15 protein-coding genes are annotated in these 19112 nt (G+C 45.9%); 8 read left to right on the forward strand and 7 right to left on the reverse strand.

Annotated elements, in window-relative coordinates; all coding sequences use genetic code 11:
- Positions 1 to 73: 73 nt before the first annotated feature.
- Positions 74 to 1597 carry a putative bifunctional diguanylate cyclase/phosphodiesterase gene (locus LSG37_RS19190; RefSeq protein ID WP_233081537.1) on the forward strand — a complete coding sequence of 508 codons (1524 nt, stop codon included), beginning with the start codon at positions 74 to 76 and terminating at the stop codon, positions 1595 to 1597.
- Here the strand turns inward: LSG37_RS19190 and LSG37_RS19195 are convergent.
- Both LSG37_RS19195 and rraA read right to left on the reverse strand, forming a co-directional pair.
- Positions 1594 to 2625, reverse strand: coding sequence for a formimidoylglutamase (locus tag LSG37_RS19195; RefSeq protein WP_233081539.1), 1032 nt, complete (start codon positions 2623 to 2625; stop codon positions 1594 to 1596). The genes LSG37_RS19190 and LSG37_RS19195 overlap by 4 nt on opposite strands.
- 3 nt (positions 2626 to 2628) lie before the next feature.
- On the reverse strand, positions 2629 to 3114 hold the full coding sequence (gene rraA / locus LSG37_RS19200) for a ribonuclease E activity regulator RraA (protein WP_233081540.1): 486 nt from the start codon (positions 3112 to 3114) through the stop codon (positions 2629 to 2631).
- 397 nt (positions 3115 to 3511) lie between these two features.
- On the opposite strand from rraA, the gene LSG37_RS19205 reads away from it, so the two are divergent.
- The 3 genes from LSG37_RS19205 (at position 3512) to LSG37_RS19215 (ending at position 8144) form a co-directional block, all read left to right on the forward strand.
- Entirely contained in the window at positions 3512 to 5512 is a 2001-nt protein-coding gene (locus tag LSG37_RS19205; protein WP_233081542.1) for a putative bifunctional diguanylate cyclase/phosphodiesterase, read from the forward strand.
- Between the two features lie 77 nt (positions 5513 to 5589).
- Complete coding sequence (locus LSG37_RS19210) at positions 5590 to 6114, forward strand: phosphatase PAP2 family protein (RefSeq protein ID WP_233081543.1); 525 nt, start codon at positions 5590 to 5592, stop codon at positions 6112 to 6114.
- Between the two features lie 149 nt (positions 6115 to 6263).
- Positions 6264 to 8144, forward strand: a complete 1881-nt coding sequence (locus tag LSG37_RS19215; protein ID WP_233081544.1) for a methyl-accepting chemotaxis protein — start codon at positions 6264 to 6266, stop codon at positions 8142 to 8144.
- Positions 8145 to 8177: 33 nt separating this feature from the next.
- Here the strand turns inward: LSG37_RS19215 and LSG37_RS19220 are convergent, their stop codons facing one another.
- From LSG37_RS19220 to priA, 5 genes are all read right to left on the reverse strand, one after another.
- On the reverse strand, positions 8178 to 8588 hold the full coding sequence (locus LSG37_RS19220) for a gamma-butyrobetaine hydroxylase family protein (RefSeq protein ID WP_233081545.1): 411 nt from the start codon (positions 8586 to 8588) through the stop codon (positions 8178 to 8180).
- 27 nt (positions 8589 to 8615) lie between these two features.
- Positions 8616 to 9947, reverse strand: coding sequence for an ATP-dependent protease ATPase subunit HslU (gene hslU, locus LSG37_RS19225; protein WP_233081547.1), 1332 nt, complete (start codon positions 9945 to 9947; stop codon positions 8616 to 8618).
- Between the two features lie 11 nt (positions 9948 to 9958).
- The gene (gene hslV, locus LSG37_RS19230) at positions 9959 to 10477 is read right to left on the reverse strand and encodes an ATP-dependent protease subunit HslV (RefSeq protein ID WP_046520987.1); all 519 of its coding nucleotides are present in this window, start codon (positions 10475 to 10477) and stop codon (positions 9959 to 9961) included.
- A gap of 119 nt (positions 10478 to 10596) precedes the next feature.
- A complete protein-coding gene (locus LSG37_RS19235; RefSeq protein WP_233081549.1) occupies positions 10597 to 11160 on the reverse strand; it encodes an SPOR domain-containing protein in 564 nt (187 codons plus the stop codon).
- Positions 11161 to 11189: 29 nt separating this feature from the next.
- The gene (gene priA / locus LSG37_RS19240) at positions 11190 to 13352 is read right to left on the reverse strand and encodes a primosomal protein N' (RefSeq protein WP_233081551.1); all 2163 of its coding nucleotides are present in this window, start codon (positions 13350 to 13352) and stop codon (positions 11190 to 11192) included.
- A 196-nt stretch (positions 13353 to 13548) separates the two neighbouring features.
- Here priA and rpmE point away from each other — a divergent pair, with 196 nt between their 5' ends.
- From rpmE to LSG37_RS19260, 4 genes are all read left to right on the forward strand, one after another.
- A complete protein-coding gene (gene rpmE / locus LSG37_RS19245; RefSeq protein WP_008899179.1) occupies positions 13549 to 13761 on the forward strand; it encodes a 50S ribosomal protein L31 in 213 nt (70 codons plus the stop codon).
- A 225-nt stretch (positions 13762 to 13986) separates the two neighbouring features.
- The gene (locus LSG37_RS19250; protein WP_233081553.1) at positions 13987 to 17250 is read left to right on the forward strand and encodes an nSTAND1 domain-containing NTPase; all 3264 of its coding nucleotides are present in this window, start codon (positions 13987 to 13989) and stop codon (positions 17248 to 17250) included.
- Positions 17251 to 17284: 34 nt separating this feature from the next.
- Positions 17285 to 17668 carry a DP-EP family protein gene (locus LSG37_RS19255; RefSeq protein ID WP_233081555.1) on the forward strand — a complete coding sequence of 128 codons (384 nt, stop codon included), beginning with the start codon at positions 17285 to 17287 and terminating at the stop codon, positions 17666 to 17668.
- A gap of 241 nt (positions 17669 to 17909) precedes the next feature.
- Complete coding sequence (locus LSG37_RS19260) at positions 17910 to 18947, forward strand: sensor domain-containing diguanylate cyclase (RefSeq protein ID WP_233081556.1); 1038 nt, start codon at positions 17910 to 17912, stop codon at positions 18945 to 18947.
- Positions 18948 to 19112 lie beyond the last annotated feature (165 nt).

The following is a 19112-nucleotide window of genomic DNA, read 5'->3' on the forward strand; positions in this document are numbered from 1 at the left end:
ACAGAGTAATCTTAAGATCTTATCTTATCTGATCTGTTGAGTGTCAGCTGTGTTGTTACCTTTTCGGTCTGTTTTGTCTGTTGTATTACTGACCAGCTCTGCACCTGTTTTGGCCCAGAGTCTGGCAGGCCAGCCTTTGTTTTATATTGTGCTGCTGTTAGCTGCGCTGGTTCTGTTGCTGGCTGGCTGGATTCTGGTACTAAAAAAACGTTTGGCGCAGCAAAAACCAGCAGAGAAGCAAGCCAAGCCCAATGACCTGTCTTTTTTATCTTTGCATGATGATACCAGTGGTTTGCCGAATAAATTGCAATTACAGCAGCAGTTTGAACTTTGGTGCCGTAGTCATCCCAACCAAAAAGCATCCTTGCTGCTATTAAAAATTCAGAACTTTGAACGGGTCAATCAGGCGCTGGGTCATCAGAATGCTAACTTAGTGTTGTTGCAGATAGCGCAGCGTATTAATGCAGCGGTGCAACAGGATCAGGAACTGCTGGTGCTGGAGCAACAAGCTAAACAAAACAGCAAAGTAGCTCATTTAGGTGGGGTAGATTTTGTGCTTTGGGTGGATGCCAGCACCCGTCAACATGCAGCTGAACAAATAGCCCGCCGTCTGGAGCACAATGTTCCTGAAGCCTTACTGATTCATGGTTGTGCTGTGGAGTATCAACTGAAAAGTGGTATTGCGCATTATCCGCAGCATGGAGAATTGTTATCTGATTTGATTGATCGTGCTCATCTTGCGATGCAAAACCGGCAGTGGGCACAGGCCAGCTCACAAGTCTTTCATCCGGATCTGATCAGTTACAACAATGACAAGTTGGGTTTAATGGCTGAGCTGCGTCATGCCATTAGTCAGCAACAATTGAAACTGCATATCCAGCCACAAATTGTGTTAAGTACACACCAGGTCGTGGCTGGTGAAGTGTTAGTGCGTTGGCATCATCCTCGCCGCGGCTTGTTAGGACCAACTGAGTTTTTAGAACTTGCCGAACAAATGGGCGTCATTTATCCCTTGACTCAATGGGTGCTGGAAAAGGCGGTGATGACCTTAGCTGAACTGGCGCAGCAAGAGATCCATTGCAAAATAGCGGTGAATATTTCCAGTAAAGATTTGCTGCAGGACGAACTGGTAGATAGCTTAGAACTGATGCTCAAACGCTACAAAGTGAAGCCTTCACAGCTGGTATTGGAGCTCAAAGAAAGTGCTTTAGTAGCCGAACCTGACAAAGCCATGCGGATGCTCAAGCATCTGGCTCAACTTGGAGTAGAACTGGCGCTGGACGATTTTGGCACTGGATTCTCCTCTTTGGCCTATCTGCGGGAATTACCTATCAGTCAGGTGAAAGTAGATTGTTCCTTTATTTTTGATTTACACCGCTCCGATACCCACACAGCTATTACTGGTGCCATTATTGATATGGCAAAAAATATGAATTTCATCGTAGTAGCCGAAGGTATTGAGCAGCCCGAAGTGGAGCAAAAACTGATAGCTATGGGCTGTGCAAGAGGGCAAGGCTATTTATATGCCAAGCCCTTTGCATTGGACGCTTTTCCTGACTGGGTAAAACAATGGAGCTACAGCAAGGCGACTTATTAGTTTTGTTTTCCGAATAAGAAAGCGCAGACCAGAGCTGTTAAAATTTGGCCTGCATCATTCATACCTGCTGCTAAACCTGCCGGATGTTGAGCCGGAGCTGCTTCTGCCAGGTGTAAATAACGGCTTTGAGCTTGGCTTGCCAGCAGATACACAAAATGTTCGGCTTGTTGCACTGACACACCGCAGCTGTTGTAAGCACTGACCGGCATGCCAGTAATAGCGTCTGTATCCAGCTCAATACCAAAGACTTGCTGTGGATCGCGCTGACTTAACCACAGCTTCAGCAGTTCTGGCCAAGCTGCTTGCTCACGCACAAACAGCTGCTGATAACTCAATACATCCACACCAGCCGATTTAATCTGCGCTAAGGAGCTGGCAGAGTTTTTCAGCTCATGCAAACCCATCACCAGATAATGCTGCAGATGCCCTTGAGCTTTGGCGTAACTAAAACCATTGCCGCTATGGCGTCCTTCGAGTAAACGAAAATCAGCATGAGGATCGAGGTTAATACAATTGACGGGCTGTTGCGCACTTTTGGCTAAAGCACTCAGCAGTGGCAGGCTGTTGTTATGACCCCCACCTATCACAATAGGCGTTAAGCCCGCATCGAAAATGGCCAACAATACAGGCTCTAAACGTAAATCAATGTCTGCGCAGAGGGTACGTAAGGTCGCGACATCTGCATTTTGGCTTTGCTGTTGCAGGTCGGCGCAGTCCAGCTCACCCAACACCAATAGCTGTGAGCCATCTAAAAAATCGTTTTGTTGTAAGTTAATAAACTTACGGATGAAAGCCTGCCAGCCCAGATCGGAACCGCCTTGGCCTAAGTTAGCGCGTGGCCCTATATCTTCAGGCACACCCAATAACACAAAAGCACAGCCTTGCTGTTTTGCAGCAGCCAAAGCTTCAGATAAAGGCAAGCCGGGATCCGGATAACGCAAAGCCTGACCTAAACGGGTTTCACCTTCACGCTGTTGTTGAAAGGCCGCCAAAGAGGCGGCCTGATAGCGAATGACAGCATCACTCATTTGTTATTCCAGATCTAAAGGCTCAGGTGACAAAATAATGCCCGTATTGTCGGCATACAGATGATCACCAGGTAAGAAGGTTACTCCGCCAAAATTAACAGGAATTTCGTGTTCACCAAAACCACGATCGTCAGCGCCCACAGGAATAGCGTTCACCGCCTGAATGCCAATATCAAAATCTTCCAGTGTGTCAACATCCCGCACACTGCCGTAACAGACAATGCCTTCCCAACCATTGGCTGCAGCTATCGAAGCTAACTCGCCATCAATCAAAGCACGACGGGCAGAACCACCACCGTCAACCAATAACACTTTACCTACGCCAGGTTCAGCTAAAGCCTGACGAATTAATCCGTTGTCTTCAAAGCATTTAATCGTCTGGATTGTGCCACCAAAAGAACGGCGGCCACCGTAGTTGGCGAAAATGGGCTCAACCACATCGATCATGTCTGCATAGAGGTCACATAATTCCGAAGTGTTATATTCCATGTTGTGCTCCAAAGGTTAAGTCTTTGATCAAAAACACAGTATACCCGTCTCACCTGAAGCTGCAAGGTCGTTGACAGCTCTCAATCGCCCCAATCACATAGTTTGTCTATGCTCATGGGGACTCATTCGTCTGTCGCCTACTTGCAACTCCAGTTGCTTTGGCTAATAACCTGTCTCATCTGAAGCTGCAAGGTCGTTGACTGTGCAGCACCACAGCAAATTCAATTACTTTGACCCTCGAACAGAAGCTATAACAAAGTGACTATCTGAATTTTTTGGTTTCGTAGCGCCAGACGCATATTCAACTATTCTTTCATTACTTGATTGTGACTCTGCATTGCCAGTGTTAAGGTGACTTTGCTACCTTAATTGAAGTCGTTTAATCAGGATCTCGCCTTTGAGTTCAGAGCTGTTAGCCCGTACCTTGTTACACCTGACGCAGATAGGGTTTGCTATCACCCTCTCTGCTTTACTTTGGTATTTCTTCAGGGTCTATCAACGTAACTACCTGAAATCCTGGGCTATAGCTTTTTGTTGTTTCACTGCCTATGCAACCTTTGTTCTGGTCGATGTGTTCTGGCGACCTGTATTTGCCGCAGCCTGGTTGGGGCAGATGGTTAAATTTTTATTAATTTGTTTTTGTTATGGCTTCGCCGTTTGGATCCTCGTTGGGGTTTTTGAAGCAGTGAAACAACAGCGCCTTGCTGCCAGAAAGGTAAACCAGTTGTTGTTGCTGGTGACAGGGATTTCATTTCTGTCTGTAGTTCCTTTTCTTTTGTTTGAGCAATTACAAGACTGGGTTGTTTATCTGCAACTCTACATGCGACTCTTGCTGATTGGCGCTGCTTTATGTGTGGCTGGATTCTGGTTGTGGAGTTTAACTAAGCTTATTTTTGCCACTAAAGTGGTTGCCAGTGCAATGTTGGCCTGGGGTCTGCTGTTTTTAGGCAGTGCCAGCACTGTAGTCTGGCAAAATACTGAAGTTGATTATTATCAGGTTGCTATGTATTTCAAGCATCTGGAGCTGCTGATCCAGGTGATTTTAGGTTTAGGACTGATCATCTGGTTGCAGGAAGATGAGCGCAGCACCAATCAGCAACTGACGGCTAAAACTCAATATTTGGATAGTCATGACCCTTTAACCGGGGCTTTAAATCGTGATGCTTTGTTACGTGAGTTAGCCTTGTTGCTGCAGAACAATGCCGCCTTAACTTTACTGATGATTGGTTTAGATAGTTTTAAAGTGGTGAATGAGTCTGTTGGTTTAAAGCAAGGCGATCGTATCTTAAGAGAAGTAAACCGGCGTTTTGAATCTTCTATTGTGAAACCCCGATTAATAGCCCGCACTGGTGGTGATATCTTTGCTCTGGTGCTTGAGGATTGCAGCACTGACCGACAGAAGCTGTTTGCTTTACAGCATCTGGAGCAACTGATTGAAAAACCTTTTACCACAGACAATGGCCTGATTAAGCTGACTGCCAGTATAGGTTTAGCCTGTGCGCCACAACATGCAGTAGAAGCCGATCTGTTGCTGCAAAAAGCCAATATTGCCTTCCATCACTGTAAACGACAGCAGCAGCGCTGCACTTTTTATCAGCCTGGGATGGAAGAAGAATCAGCCCGTTTGCTCAGCTTGGAAAAAGACTTACTGCTGGCGTTGGAGCAGGATCAATTTATCTTTTATTTCCAGCCGCAATGGGATCTTCGCGAACAAAGAATTGAAGCTTTTGAAGCTTTAGTGCGCTGGGAGCATCCGCAAAAAGGGTTGCTGATGCCTGGTCAGTTTTTACCTTTAGTGGAGCAAGTTGGATTAAGCAAAGATCTGGACTTATTACTGCTGGAAAAAGCCGTTAGCACTTTAGCTGAGTGGAAAAAGCAGGGGATTAACAGCATTCCCATAGCGGTAAATATGTCACCTGTGCATTTTCAGGTCGATGGTTTAAAAGGACGGATTCAACAGTTATTGCTGAAGTATCAGGTGTCACCAGCAGTGCTGGAGCTTGAGATCACAGAAAATACCGCCATGGGGGATATGGAAAAAGGCTCTAACTACATCAATGAGCTACAGCAAATGGGCATTCGTGTCTCAATAGATGACTTCGGCACAGGTTATTCATCTTTGGGGTATTTACGAAAAATGCCAATCGACAAAATTAAAATTGATCGCAGTTTTGTCACTGATATGGCGGCCAACGACTCAGATATGATGATAGTTAAAACCATGATTACCCTGGCTCATGGTTTGGGTAAACGTATTCTGGCTGAAGGGGTGGAAACTGAAACTCAGTTGCAGTTGTTGCGCACTTTAGCCTGCGACGCTATTCAGGGCTATTTATTGTCGAAACCTTTGCCTGAAGCAGAAGCTCTGGCCCTACTCAATGGCTGTGCTCTGTCTTAGTCATTCATCTGTTGTCATGTTTTTGTCACTAAGCCACTTTAAGCTGCATAAGGTCAAAGTAAAACGACAGGTGACTTATGTGGTTACAAAGGCTCGGATTATGGGATCAGCGCTGTTTTGTAGCGCTTTTTAGTAAAAGCGAACGAAAGCGTATCTATCAATTTAGTTTCTGGTGCTCTAAAACCGGTGACGGCCCTTTATACCTGCTATTAGTTGCGTTGTTGTTTGCGTTGGAACTGACCCATGCCAGTGCCTTTACCGAATTATTACTGCTCAGTTTTGCTATCGAATTGCCTTTGTATCTGCTGCTGAAAAACTCGATTCGTCGTCAGCGTCCTTATCAGTTAATGGCGGGTATGATGCAAGCTCACATTGAAGCTTCAGATAAATTCAGTTTACCGTCCGGTCACACAGCAGCAGCTTTTGTAGTGGCCAGTACTTTGTTGTGTTTTTATCCAGAGTGGGCCTGGCTGGCTTTTAGCTGGGCAGCTTTAATTGGCTTGTCACGTATCTTGTTAGGGGTACATTTTCCGCTGGATATTCTGGCGGGTTCATCTCTTGGTGTGTCCAGCTGTTTGGTCGCGCAGCAAATCCTGCATTAAATTCTGCGATTTTTACTAAATATTTCATATTTAATTCTACTAAAGTAGCTCTTCTTCAGTTTGCCTCTCTATAATTAACGGGTTACGACTAATCCTTCGTCGATCAAGTCGATTAAATAACCTTGCCGTTGCATTTTGGAGTAGCTCAAATGGCCTTTTTACGCCAGTTTTCAATACGTCAGCGTTTGTTGCTGAATGCAGTCACAGTAGCTGTATCTATGTTAGTTATGTTGGGGCTGTTGCTGTTCCAAAGCAGCCAACTGAATGTGTTATCGGAATTGAGGCTGGAGGTTGAAAGCCTGAAACCTGCAGTGCTGCAATTGCGTCGTGACGAAAAAGACTTTTTACTGCGCTCTGATATCGAATATCAGCAAAAATTTAATAACTCCTCTGCTGAACTCAATAATAAAGTCAAAATGTTAACGGAGGGCCTGGCGCAGCAAAGCATTGATACCACAGCTCTGAAATCCTTTAGTGACTTTACTCAAACCTATCAACAGCTGTTTAATCAACTGGTGCAACTTTCGGTTGAGGTGGGTTTAGATCCACAATCTGGTTTGTATGGCGAGTTTCGCTCAAAAGCTCATGCTTTAGGTCAGGCCTTTAAAGACATCAGTGACTGGCAATTAACAGCCCAATTACTGCAACTACGCCGTGACGAAAAAGACTTTATGCTGCGTAAAGATCTGAAGTACTTAACAGCTTTTAACCAAGGGCTATCAGAGTTTCGTGGCCAAATTCAGCAAAATATTTCAGATCCGACTTTGGTGATGCAATTGCAGCAACTGGCTGATGCTTACGGTGTGGCTTTTGCGCGTTTAGTGGAAGGGGAACAAAAAATTGGATTGGCTCCTGATCAGGGGCTGATGGGACAAATGCGTGCTGCTATTCATCAGACCGAAGACAGCCTCGAGTCTATGTCAAAAGAAACTGAAGCTGCAGTACGGCAAGTCAGTGCTTCCAGTGAAACCCTGGCCATCAGCTTGTTTGTATTGGTCTTAATTCTGGTTGTCGCTTTGGTACTGATGACCAGTAACAGCATTCTGCAGCCTATACAAAAAGTGTGCGCCACTATAGGTTTAGTGCGCAAAGACAATGACTTCCGTATACGGGTTGACGAAGATGGCCGGGATGAAATGACCACTTTGGCCAAGGATTTTAATCATATGTTGTCTGATGTGCAGGAGCTGGTGCGCAATGTAAATCAGGCGCTGGAGATGTTGGATGTCGCAACACATGAACTGGCTAAATCCACTGCAGAAACCAGCAAAGGTATGGCGCAGCAGCAGATGGAAAGCGATATGGTCGCCACTGCAGTCACCGAAATGGGCGCAACAGTAGATGAAATTGCAGTAAACACTGAAAACACCGCAACTAAAGCTCAGGATACTAATGCTAACGCCATGTCAGGCTTGAAAGAAGTAGAACATACCGTCAAGCGTATCAACCTGTTGTCTGAAGAGCTGCAGCAAGCATCCGTTGTTTTGACTGAACTGGAAAAAGACAGCGCTACTATTGGCTCTGTATTAGATGTGATCCGCGGTATTGCTGAACAAACCAATTTATTGGCGCTGAATGCGGCTATCGAAGCGGCGCGGGCAGGCGAACAAGGCCGGGGTTTTGCGGTAGTTGCAGACGAAGTTCGTAGTCTGGCGCAGCGTACTCAGGAGTCGACAGGGCAGATTGAAAAAATCATTTCAGGGTTGCAGCAACGCACCAAAAACATTGTGGCTGTGATGCAAAATTGTCAGACACAGGGCAAAGAAAGTGCCAGTCAGGCGGGTTCAACCATCGAATTGTTAAGGCAAATCACCAGCGATGTGGCTTTGATTATGGATATGACCACCCAAATAGCCACAGCAGTGGAAGAACAAAGTTTGGTTGCTGCTGACGTGAATAAAAACGTGGTACGTATTCGGGATATTTCGGAAGACTCGTTAAATATCTCTAAACACAACGCTCAGATCAGCGAAGAGGTGGCCAGTCAGGCCAGCATGTTGCATCACACTGTGGATAAGTTTAAAGCTTAAATTTAAGGCTGGAGTACTGAATACAGCTGATGATCAATAGACTTGTTTGATCATCAGCTGACTATCGCGGTTGCTGTTGGCTTGCTTTAAACGCTGCAGATAATCAGCCCAAAGTTCGCCCTGCTCAGCCGCCAGTTTTGCCAGATAAGCCCAGCTATACAAACCTGTCTGATGACCATCATCAAATACCAGTTTCACCGCATATTGGCCTACAGGCACAATCTGGCTGATGGCTACATCTTTTTTATGGCTGACCAGTTGGGGTTTGCCATGGCCACGTACTTCAGCCGAAGGCGAAAACACCCGTAAAAATTCAGCGCTAAAACTAAAGAGCTGTTCATCTGAAAACTTAACGTCCAAAACTTTACTGAAGCGATGATAATGCAGCACAGACACCTGCGAGGTTTTTGCAACTGCAAAAGAAGCTGAAGTCTGTGCTGTCATCGGATCCGCCTTGGGTCAACTATCAGGTTATAAAATAAAACGGCTTAAATCTTCGTCCTGCACTAAAGCGTCCAGGTGCGAATCGACATAAGTGGCATCGATTAAAATTTGCTGACCACTGTGATCGGCTGCATCAAAGGAAATCTCTTCCAGCAATTTTTCCATCACAGTGTATAAGCGACGGGCACCGATGTTTTCAGTACGCTCATTCACCTGCCATGCCGCATTGGCAATACGCTTAATGCCATCTTCGGCAAAACTGATGTGCACACCTTCGGTCGCCAGCATGGCTACACTTTGTTCGGTCAGCGAGGCTTTAGGCTCAGTCAGAATACGCTCAAAATCATTGGCTGATAAGGCATCCAGCTCGACTCGTATCGGTAAACGGCCTTGTAACTCAGGCACTAAATCCGATGGTTTTGCCATCTGAAAGGCGCCGCTGGCAATAAACAGAATATGGTCAGTTTTCACCATGCCGTGTTTAGTGGTGACAGTGCAGCCCTCGATTAATGGCAGCAAATCCCGTTGCACCCCTTCACGCGACACATCAGGGCCACTGGTTTCGCCACGTTTACAAATTTTGTCGATTTCATCAATAAAGACGATACCGGTTTGCTCTACAGCATCTAAAGCTTTCAGCTTCAGCTCTTCCGGATTGACCAGACGGGCTGCTTCTTCTTCTACCAGCTGTTTAAAGGCGTCTTTGATTTTCAGCTTACGGCTTTTTTTCTTGTCAGAACCTAAGTTCTGAAACATTGACTGCAGCTGGGATGTCATTTCTTCCATGCCAGGCGGTGCCATAATCTCCACTCCCATCACAGGGGCGGCTAAATCGATTTCAATTTCTTTGTCATCCAACTGGCCTTCACGTAACTTTTTGCGGAAGGTCTGGCGGGTGCCGCTGTCTGATTCACTGGTTTCAGCTTTGCCCCAGGCATCACGGGCTGGCGGCAATAAAGCGTCGAGAATACGTTCTTCCGCTGCTTCTTCAGCGCGGAATTTGTTTTTCGCCACTTCCTGCTCACGGAACATCTTCACTGCGCTGTCGGTTAAGTCGCGGATAATGCTTTCCACTTCTTTACCTACATAGCCTACTTCAGTGAACTTGGTGGCTTCTACTTTAATAAAAGGCGCGTTGGCCAGTTTGGCCAGACGACGGGCAATTTCTGTTTTACCCACACCGGTCGGGCCTATCATCAGAATGTTTTTTGGCGTGATTTCCTGCCGTAAAGCCGGGTCGAGCTGCATACGACGCCATCTGTTACGCAGCGCTATAGCTACTGCTCGTTTGGCATTGGCCTGACCAATAATATGGCGATCCAGTTCGTGGACTATTTCTCTTGGGGTCATATCAGACATCAAATCTACCCTTACAATTCTTCAATGGTCTGGTGATGGTTGGTATACACACAAATATCACCAGCTATGGTTAAACTTTTTTCAGCAATTTCACGGGCACTTAATTCGGTATTCGCCAAAAGCGCAGTGGCGGCTGCCTGGGCAAAAGGTCCGCCGCTGCCGATGGCAATCAAATCGTGTTCTGGTTGGATCACATCACCATTACCTGTGATGATCAGTGAACAATTGGCATCAGCTACAGCTAACAAGGCTTCGAGTTTGCGCAGCATGCGGTCGGTGCGCCAATCTTTTGCCAGCTCAACAGCAGCGCGCATTAAATGGCCCTGATGCATTTCGAGTTTGGCTTCAAAACGTTCAAATAAAGTAAAAGCGTCGGCTGTGCCGCCGGCAAATCCTGCCAGCACCTTGCCATGATATAAACGGCGAACTTTGCGGGCATTGCCCTTCATGACGGTATTACCAAGCGAGACCTGGCCGTCACCTGCAATGGCAACATGGCCGTTGCGGCGTACAGAAACAATAGTGGTCATCAGAAGCCCTTTTTGGCTGAGGAGAACAGGTTACCAAGGAGATAAGGGTGGGGATTCAGATTTTCAATGCCCTTTCTGCTGAAAGCTGTTGCTTTGAGTAGAAAGGGCTAAAAGGAATATCAAAGTGTGGCTATACGGCAATCCGCGACTCGTTGTCGCAGTAAACGGCTTTTATCGCTTTCAGCCTGACGTTTGCTGGTATAAGGCCCCAGAGTAACCCGAAAAAATACACCGTTTTTGCCTTCAATACGTCGAACTTCCGATGGATAACCGGCAAAAGCAACTTTGGCTTTCATTTGCTGAGCCGTTTCCATCACGCGGTAAGTACCACAAAACATCAAAAACGGCCCTTTGGCTTCCAGCTCTTCTACAGTCACCTGAATTTCTTTGTTTTCCAGCTCTTCAATGTACTGGTAAGGCTCTTTAGCAGGCTTAGGGGGCAAATCATCTTTTTTGCTGGTGATCACCGGAGTGACAGGGTCTGCGACCGGTGTTTTTTGCGATAAATGATATAAAAACCATGCAAAACCAATAACTAAAACGCCGACCGTTATCACTAAAGGCCAAGGGAAAGGTTTCACAGTTTTGGTGTTTTTTCTTGGTCTGGGTGCGGCCCGACCTGCTTTGACATAATCTTTTTGTGGCATCTTCACAACTAAGGACAACTGGCCTGATGTCCGCATTCTACTGCAGTTTTGTTAAAAAGAAATGTTTAATTCAGGTCTTGTGGGTCTACATCCAGCTGCCACTTTACCTTGCGGCTTAACGACCAGCGGCTGATTTCTGCTAATACTGAATCCAGACTTTGGTGTAATTGTTTCCTGTCTTTAGCAAAAAGCTGAATTTGCCAACGGTATTTACCAGCCTTGCGTTCCATAGGGCAAGCCAATGGCCCCAACAGCTGCACTTGTGGCCATTCTTTATAATGGTCCGCCACTTTTTGCAGCCATTCTTTGCAGAGTTCCAACTGATGCGCTTCCACTCTAAACAAGGCCAGGAACATAAAAGGCGGTAAAAAGGTTTGTTGCCGCTCTTTTAATGCGCTGCGGGCAAAAGAGGCGTAACCATTTTGGATCACATCCTGTAGCAGCGCATGACCCGGATAATGGGTTTGCAGCAAAACTTTGCCTGGCTGTGAGCCACGTCCGGCACGGCCTGAGACTTGAGTTAATAGCTGTGCTAACTGTTCCGGCGCTCTGAAGTCGTTGCTGTATAAAGCAGAGTCGACATCAATAATCACTACTAAGCCAACATTCGGGAAATGATGGCCTTTAGCCAGCATCTGGGTGCCTAAAATAAGCTGGGGCTCACCTTGTAATATCTGATCCAAAGCCTTCTGCAAACTGCCTTTGCGCCTGATGCTGTCTCTGTCCAGTCGGGTCACTGTATGAGTTGGGAAAAGCTGTTGCAGCTGTTCTTCCAGCTGTTCAGTACCCTGACCTACAGGCGCTAATTGAGTGCTGCCACAACCACCACATTGATGCGGCACCCCTTTGGTCGCCCCACAATGGTGGCACACCAACTGGCGGCTTTGTTTATGAAAAGTTGTAAAAGCACTGCATCTGTGGCATTCGGTCATCCAGCCACATTCATGACAAATAAGAGCTGGCGCAAAACCACGGCGATTTAAAAACAGCAGTACTTGCTGGCCGAGTTTTAAATGTTGTTCAATACGCTGGCGGGTTAAACCTGCCATGCCATGCATCATTTGCTGTTGTTTTAAATCCACCAGCTCAACTGTCGGCATCAACTGGCCAGCGGCACGGTCAGGTAATTCCAGATGAGCAAAACGGCCTTGTTGCACATTGGCCAGGCTCTCTAAGCTCGGCGTCGCTGAGCCTAATAAAATAGGGCAGCCCTGAATTGATGCGCGTTTAATGGCTAAATCGCGGGCGTGATACCGAAAACCATCCTGCTGCTTGAAGGAGTTGTCGTGTTCTTCATCGATAATCAGTAAATCAAGCTTAAGGAAAGGTAAAAACAAAGCTGAACGGGTGCCAATCACTATAGCTAAATCACCAGTCTGGCAGCGTTGCCAGACGGTAAAACGCTCCAGGTCTGTCATATTGGAATGCCAGACCCCAACAGGCACGCCAAAACGTTGTTCAAATCGGGCTAAGGTTTGTGGTGTTAAACCAATTTCCGGCACCAACACCAACACCTGACCACCTTGTTGTACAACAGGGCTTATCGCCTGTAGATAGACTTCGGTTTTGCCCGAGCCTGTCACCCCTTCGAGTAAAAAACAGCTAAAACTGCCTAAAGCTTGTTGTACAGCAGTAACTGCCAAAGCCTGCGCCGGATTCAGTGGCAAAGATTTTTGTTGTTCATCAGCGGTCTGATAAGGGCCGTATAAGAGTGGCGTAACTTGAGCCCAGCTTTGTTCAACAAAGTACTGCAGCTCTTTGCGCTGAAAATGCTCCAGCAACTGGGTTTCAGTTTGAGGCTGTTGCAGCTGTTGCCATAAAGCCAGACGTTTTTTCGCTGCTTTAAACTGCTGTTCGGTTAAATGCTGGCCTGCTTCGGTCAGACTATAGCGATGGCCTTTGACCGGATCGGCATTTATACCATCGCGTAATAAAGCGGGCAGGGCACTGGTCAGCACATCACCTAAAGGATGATGATAGTAATCGGCGGCAAAACTTAATAACTGGCGAATAGGAGCTGCCAATACCGGAGTTTGATCCAATACTTGGGTCACAGCTTTCAATTGAGCTGCGTCGTAGCTGTCGGTGGGGTTCAGTTGCCAGACAATACCTATCAGTTCGCGTTTGCCAAAAGGCACTAAAACACGACAACCTGGGCTTACCTGTTCGTCACAAAGGTAATCAAAATGCACCCGAAGAGGAATGGGCAACGCTACCCGTATAACCATCACAGCCAAAATCCACCTGTTTTATCAATCAATTAGTGTAATGGCCCAGCATAGACAAAGCCATTAAAAATAAATTGGCCAATTTGTTGAAACTTTGAGCCTTAGCAATTAAACTACGCGCCCTAATTTAACTGAAATTGCGTATGGTGTCTGACAAAAGTTGATCAGATAGCGATACGGCCTAACGAGGTAACCCATGAAACCAAGTATCCACCCGGAATACAAAGAGATCACTGCAACTTGTACTTGCGGTAATGCTTTCAAAACTCACTCTACACTGTGCAAAGACATCCACTTGGACGTTTGCTCAGCTTGCCACCCATTCTATACTGGTAAGCAGAAAGTGTTAGACGTAGGCGGCCGTGTTGACCGCTTCAAAAAACGTTTCGCAGTACTGGGCGCCAAGTAATTTCAGGCATCAGTCAAAAAAGGCACCTTGGGTGCCTTTTTTATTGCCTGAAATTCAAGACGGGCGGGGATAAACCCCGACCTTACGGATTTGCGATATTCCATTCTGTAGGGGCGACCTTTATGGTCGCCCGTTCTGGGAACTCTGCTGCCTGTAACAAATCAGTGCTTTCATAATATGCCTAATACTATATATTAAACATATAGTTAACTTACGGCTGCGGTTATGATTGGTACTTTCTTTTTTGGTGAGTGGCAGGTTGATCCCAGTGCCAATACGTTAAGGCTTGGCAAACAGCTGATCCAGCTTGAACCTAAAGCTATGGATGTGCTGGTGTTGTTGTGTCAGAACGCCGGAGAAGTACACAGCAGTGACGAGATTGTCAGCGCCTGCTGGCCTCAGGCCGAAGTGGGCGATAACCCACTGCATAAAATTATCACGCAAATTCGTAAGGCCCTCGGCGACAGCGCTACCTCTCCTTCTTATATTGAAACCATCCGCAAACGCGGTTACCGCACTCTGGCTCAGGTGACTTTTCCGCTGGGGCAGGAAGAAAGCGCCACACCACAAAGCTGGCAGGGTGGTTCTCCTTTTCCTGGCTTGCAAGCTTACGATGCCCGTTATGCCAAAGTATTTTTTGGTCGTGGCAGCCAAATTGACACCTTACTTGAACGTATAGCGCAGCAAGTGCACTACGGCAGAGCTTTTTGTTTAGTTTTAGGCCCAAGCGGCAGCGGTAAATCCTCGTTAATCAATGCTGGTGTAATGCCTAATTTGATGCAAAACAGTGGCTATAACGGCGTGAAGGTAGAGTCGTACAGCAGTCTGGATTTAGCTGACCTGACCCCAGGCCAATTGCTGATACAGCTGGCCAGTGCTTTGCTCGACTGGGACCTTGCAGACCAGCCTGTATTTGACGGCTGCAGTGCCGAACAATTGGCAGAGAAATTACAACATCAAATGGACTGGGTGCTGCAAAGCTGTAAAACAGCGCTACAAAACCAAAACGAAAGCAAATGCCGATTCGCCATTTTTATTGACCGGCTTGAAGTGCTGTTGTCCTCGCCGCTGTTTAGTGAAGACGAACGGCTGCTGTTTATCGACCGGATGGAACAACTGGCAACTTCAGGTTCTGTAGTGGTATTAAGTGCCTGTCGTAACGAATTTTATCCTTTACTAGTTACTTACCCCAGTTTGATGGCAGGCAAAGCCCGCGGTGCTCATTTTGACTTAGCACCGCCCGGCAGAGCTGAACTTTTACAAATGATCCGCTTACCCGCCATTGCCGCCAATTTAAGCTGGGATTTAGATCCAAATACTGCACTACCGCTGGATGAGCTGTTGTGCAGTGAAGCGGCCAGCAACCCCGACGCTTTACCTATGTTGCAATACACTTTGCAGGAATTGTATTTACAGCGCAGCGAAAGCAATCAACTGCTGTTTTCTGTGTATAAAAACTTAGGGGGAATTGAAGGCGCTATAGGTAAAAATGCCGAGCAGGCCATAGCCATGTTAAGTACAGCAGAAAAAGACAGTTTACCCAGGGTGTTATCTTTACTGGTGACTTTACGTGAAGACGAACAGTCCATCACCAGCCGCACCGCACTCTGGCAACACTTACAAAATGATGCTGAGCGCTTTTTGGTGCAAGCCATGGTGGAACATCGTTTATTTGTCTCCCACCTGCAAAATGCTGTGCCTTGTTTTAGCATAGCGCACGAAGCTTTATTAAGGCGCTGGCCAAGAGCCACAGCCTGGATAGCAGAACATCATCAAAGTTTAAGTGTAAAAAGCCGCTTGCAGCATTTAACCAAACGCTGGCTGGCTGAAGATAAACACAGCGCTTATTTATTGGCCGACGGAAAACCTTTAGCGGAAGCTCAGCAGTTGGCGCAAAATGGCTTTTTTACTTTAGATGCCAACGAAAAAGACTTTATTCAGGCCTCAGGCAAAAGATCCAAATTAGTACGCACCAGCAGGCGTTTAACCTTTGCCTTACTCTGTGTGCTGACTTTTACCGCAGTGCTTATGAGCGTTAGAAGTTTTGAAGCGGAAAAACTGGCGCAGCAAAAACGTTTAGCAGCCGAAAGTTTATTAGGTTTTATGGTTGGCGATTTTGCCGACAAATTGCGCAGCATAGGCCGGATGGATTTACTCGACGGTATTAGCAATAAAGCGCTGGAGTATTTCAGCGACTTTTCTGATGCGGAAAAAGATCAATACCTAAGCACCCAGGCCCGTTTACAGCATGGCCAAACGCTGGAAGCTATAGGTGAGGTGGCTTACTCGCGTGACAAAATTGATGAAGCCCAAACGGCTTTATTAGCTGCCAGAGAAAAGCTTGCACCAGTATTTGCTCAACAGCCGAATAATTTAGAGCTTTTAAAAACCCTAGGTGCCAATGCCTTTTGGTTAGGGCAAATTCAGTACGATGCCAAAAACTGGCTGGCCGTTAAACCAGAATTTGAGCTTTATTACGGCTATAGCGAGGCGATGTACAAAATAGCGCCAGACAGTGCAGATGCATTAATGGAGTTATCTTATGCTACTAATTCTTTAGGCTCATTGGCGATGAAATTGCAGCAGTTTGATCAAGCCACTGCTTTCTTTTATGAATCTTTAAATCTTAAATTATTAGCAAAAACCAAAGACCCAAGTAATACCACCTTAATTGCCGATATAGCAGATACCCGTTCCTGGTTGGCAAGTGCTGCTTTAGCTAAAGGGGATGTTCATAAAGCTATAGCTGTGCACCAACAAATTCAGGCTGAATTTGAAAGAATGAATAAGGATGCTAAAACAGATGCCTATTTGCTTGATAGAGTTTTAAGGAGTTATTCTAATTTAGCAGTCATTTATCAGTATCAGGGACTAAACAAGCAGGCTTTTGACCAGGTGTATCAGGCGTATGTTTTGCTGGAACAAGCTATGAAGCAAGATCCTGAGAATAAAGTATGGCAAGGCGATTTTTTTATTCACAAGTTATGGTTGGTTAGGTTGAACGCTACACTGAATGACCCACGCATAAATTTTAGTCCTGAGACATTAAAACAAGAACTTGAGAAGAAGAAACACGAATTTGCCAGCGAACGACACTATTCAAAAATATATGGGATTTGGCTGGTTCAGTCTGCCCGGTACTACGACGCAATAGGACAATCTCAAAAAAGTATGGAGTTGACTTCGGAGGCTCTAATTTATTATCACGAATTGTTTGCCACAGAGCCCGATGACTTGAGTTTAACTGTTTTTTTAGCTGAATTGGAATTGCTGCAGGCTACGCATTTTAAGAGGCAACTACAACATGAACAAAGTCAGCAATCCTGCGCAAGAGCTAAAAATTTATTGGGGCCTTTGCAGGAAAAAGATAAAAAACCTCAATATATTCAACCATACGCTATGGCTTTAAGTTGTCTAAATGAACTGGATCAGGACCCAGATTTACGACAGTTGTTGCTCAAATCAGCTATTGTGCTTTCTACTTTTTAATTTTTGTTAGTTAATCTCAAAACAAGGACATTTTATGAACACAACAACTTTAATTCAGGGCCCTATCATTGAAGTGATGATTACATTAGATGCCAATCAGGAACCTAAAATTACTTATTTGCAGGATGGCGAAGTTTGCTCTGGTAATGTGGTTGTGACTTGTGGCGAAGATATTACTTATCGGCTGGTCAATTCCGTTGGTTATGCTTTTATGGGCGCTGGCTTTCTGACGCCTTATGACAATATTATCGATGCAGTGCAGGTGTCTGCTGACGGTCAGGAGCTGGTGCTTGTAGATGAAGATAGTGTGTCAGGCACCACAAAGTTCCAGTTAATTTTCACTAATTCAACCAACCGTCTGTTGTTATTGAGTCCAGATCCACAGGTTATAAATAAAGGTGAGATTCCGCCTAAATAGTAATATGCGAAAGATTTGTTATCGGTAGTGTGCCAGCTTTCATCTTCTAGAGTAGATATCATAGTTGTGTACTTGAAGCCCCATGTGGGGCTTTTTTAGTTTTTAGATATGAATAATTTTATTTAAATTCAATGATTTAATTCGGAAGGTTGTCGGAAGGTTTGTTTTTTCCATAAGTTCTAAAGTCATGCTCAGTAAACGCAGTAATGCGTCGGTACAAGGGCTTATGGAGCACAGACCTATGACAAGTTCAGCACAACCTAAAAGATTATATTTAACCTCTGCAGCAGTAGGTGAAGCGAATGGCAGCCCAGCTGAGTTGAACCCTTCGCTTTATAACCACAAGGATGTAAGCCGGATCGATTTTTCTGGTGCTGGTGGTTATGCGGTGCCTCACCTTGAGTCTTTACCTGCACTGATTGAGTATTTGTCTGAAGCTGTTTTAGTGGTGAACTCCTGTGGCAAGATTGTTTGTATTAACAGCAAAGCGGCACAGTTTTTAGGTCATACCCAAGGGGCATTACGTGGGCATTGCTGGCCGGACTTTTTAGTCAAACGTTATCAACAGCATTACCACAACCTGGTCGATATGGGCCGTCGTGGTTTGTTGTCGCAGCAACATAGCCCGGCAGAAATGGCCATTATTTGTGCCAATGGTGATGTCAAAGATATTGAGCTGTCTGTGTCTTATTTACCTTCAGATGATCCATTGCTGGTGATAGTGATACGTGATTTATCCTCATACAAAGCCGAGTGTTACAAATTGCATACGCTGGCTTCTACTGACCCATTAACGGCTTTGGCCAATCGCCGTCATTTTGAAGAGATGTTGCAGCAGTACTGGGAAGAATGTAGTCGGAAACAAAACCCTGTCAGTGTGCTGATTGTTGACGTAGATTATTTCAAGCAGTTTAATGATCAATATGGCCATATTCAGGGTGATGAGTGCCTACGCCGTATTGCCGCAGCCATTTCATTGGCTGTTCCCCGTGGTCAGGGTTTAGCTGCGCGTTATGGTGGTGAAGAGTTTGCGCTTATTCTGCCTTACCATGACGAAGCTATGGCCAAAGCTGTAGCCTTAAGAGTGCAGCATTATGTGCGTCAGTTAAGTTTCTGCGAGCAAGGTTTGCCAGAAGATGTATCTGTCAGCGTCAGTCAGGGCATTGCCACTGAAATCAACGGCCAGTTCCGCACCCCCTTTGCGATGTTATGTGCAGCTGATACAGCTTTATATCGTGCTAAAGCAGAAGGGCGCGATTGTATTAATGCCTGTTGCTGATTTCCCGAAAAAGATCGTAGGGGTGGGGTTTATCCTATCCCCGCCCGTCTAATGATACCGCGGTGTTCACAGAAGGGCTGGGACAAGCCGCGGCCACTACAACCCGTTCGTCCATCAGTTTGAAATAACAGGCGTGGTGTCTGGAATTTATGTTGCTGCTTTGCA

It is taken from the genome of Rheinheimera soli (assembly GCF_021290985.1).
In the GTDB taxonomy this organism is placed as follows: Bacteria; Pseudomonadota; Gammaproteobacteria; order Enterobacterales; family Alteromonadaceae; genus Pararheinheimera; species Pararheinheimera soli.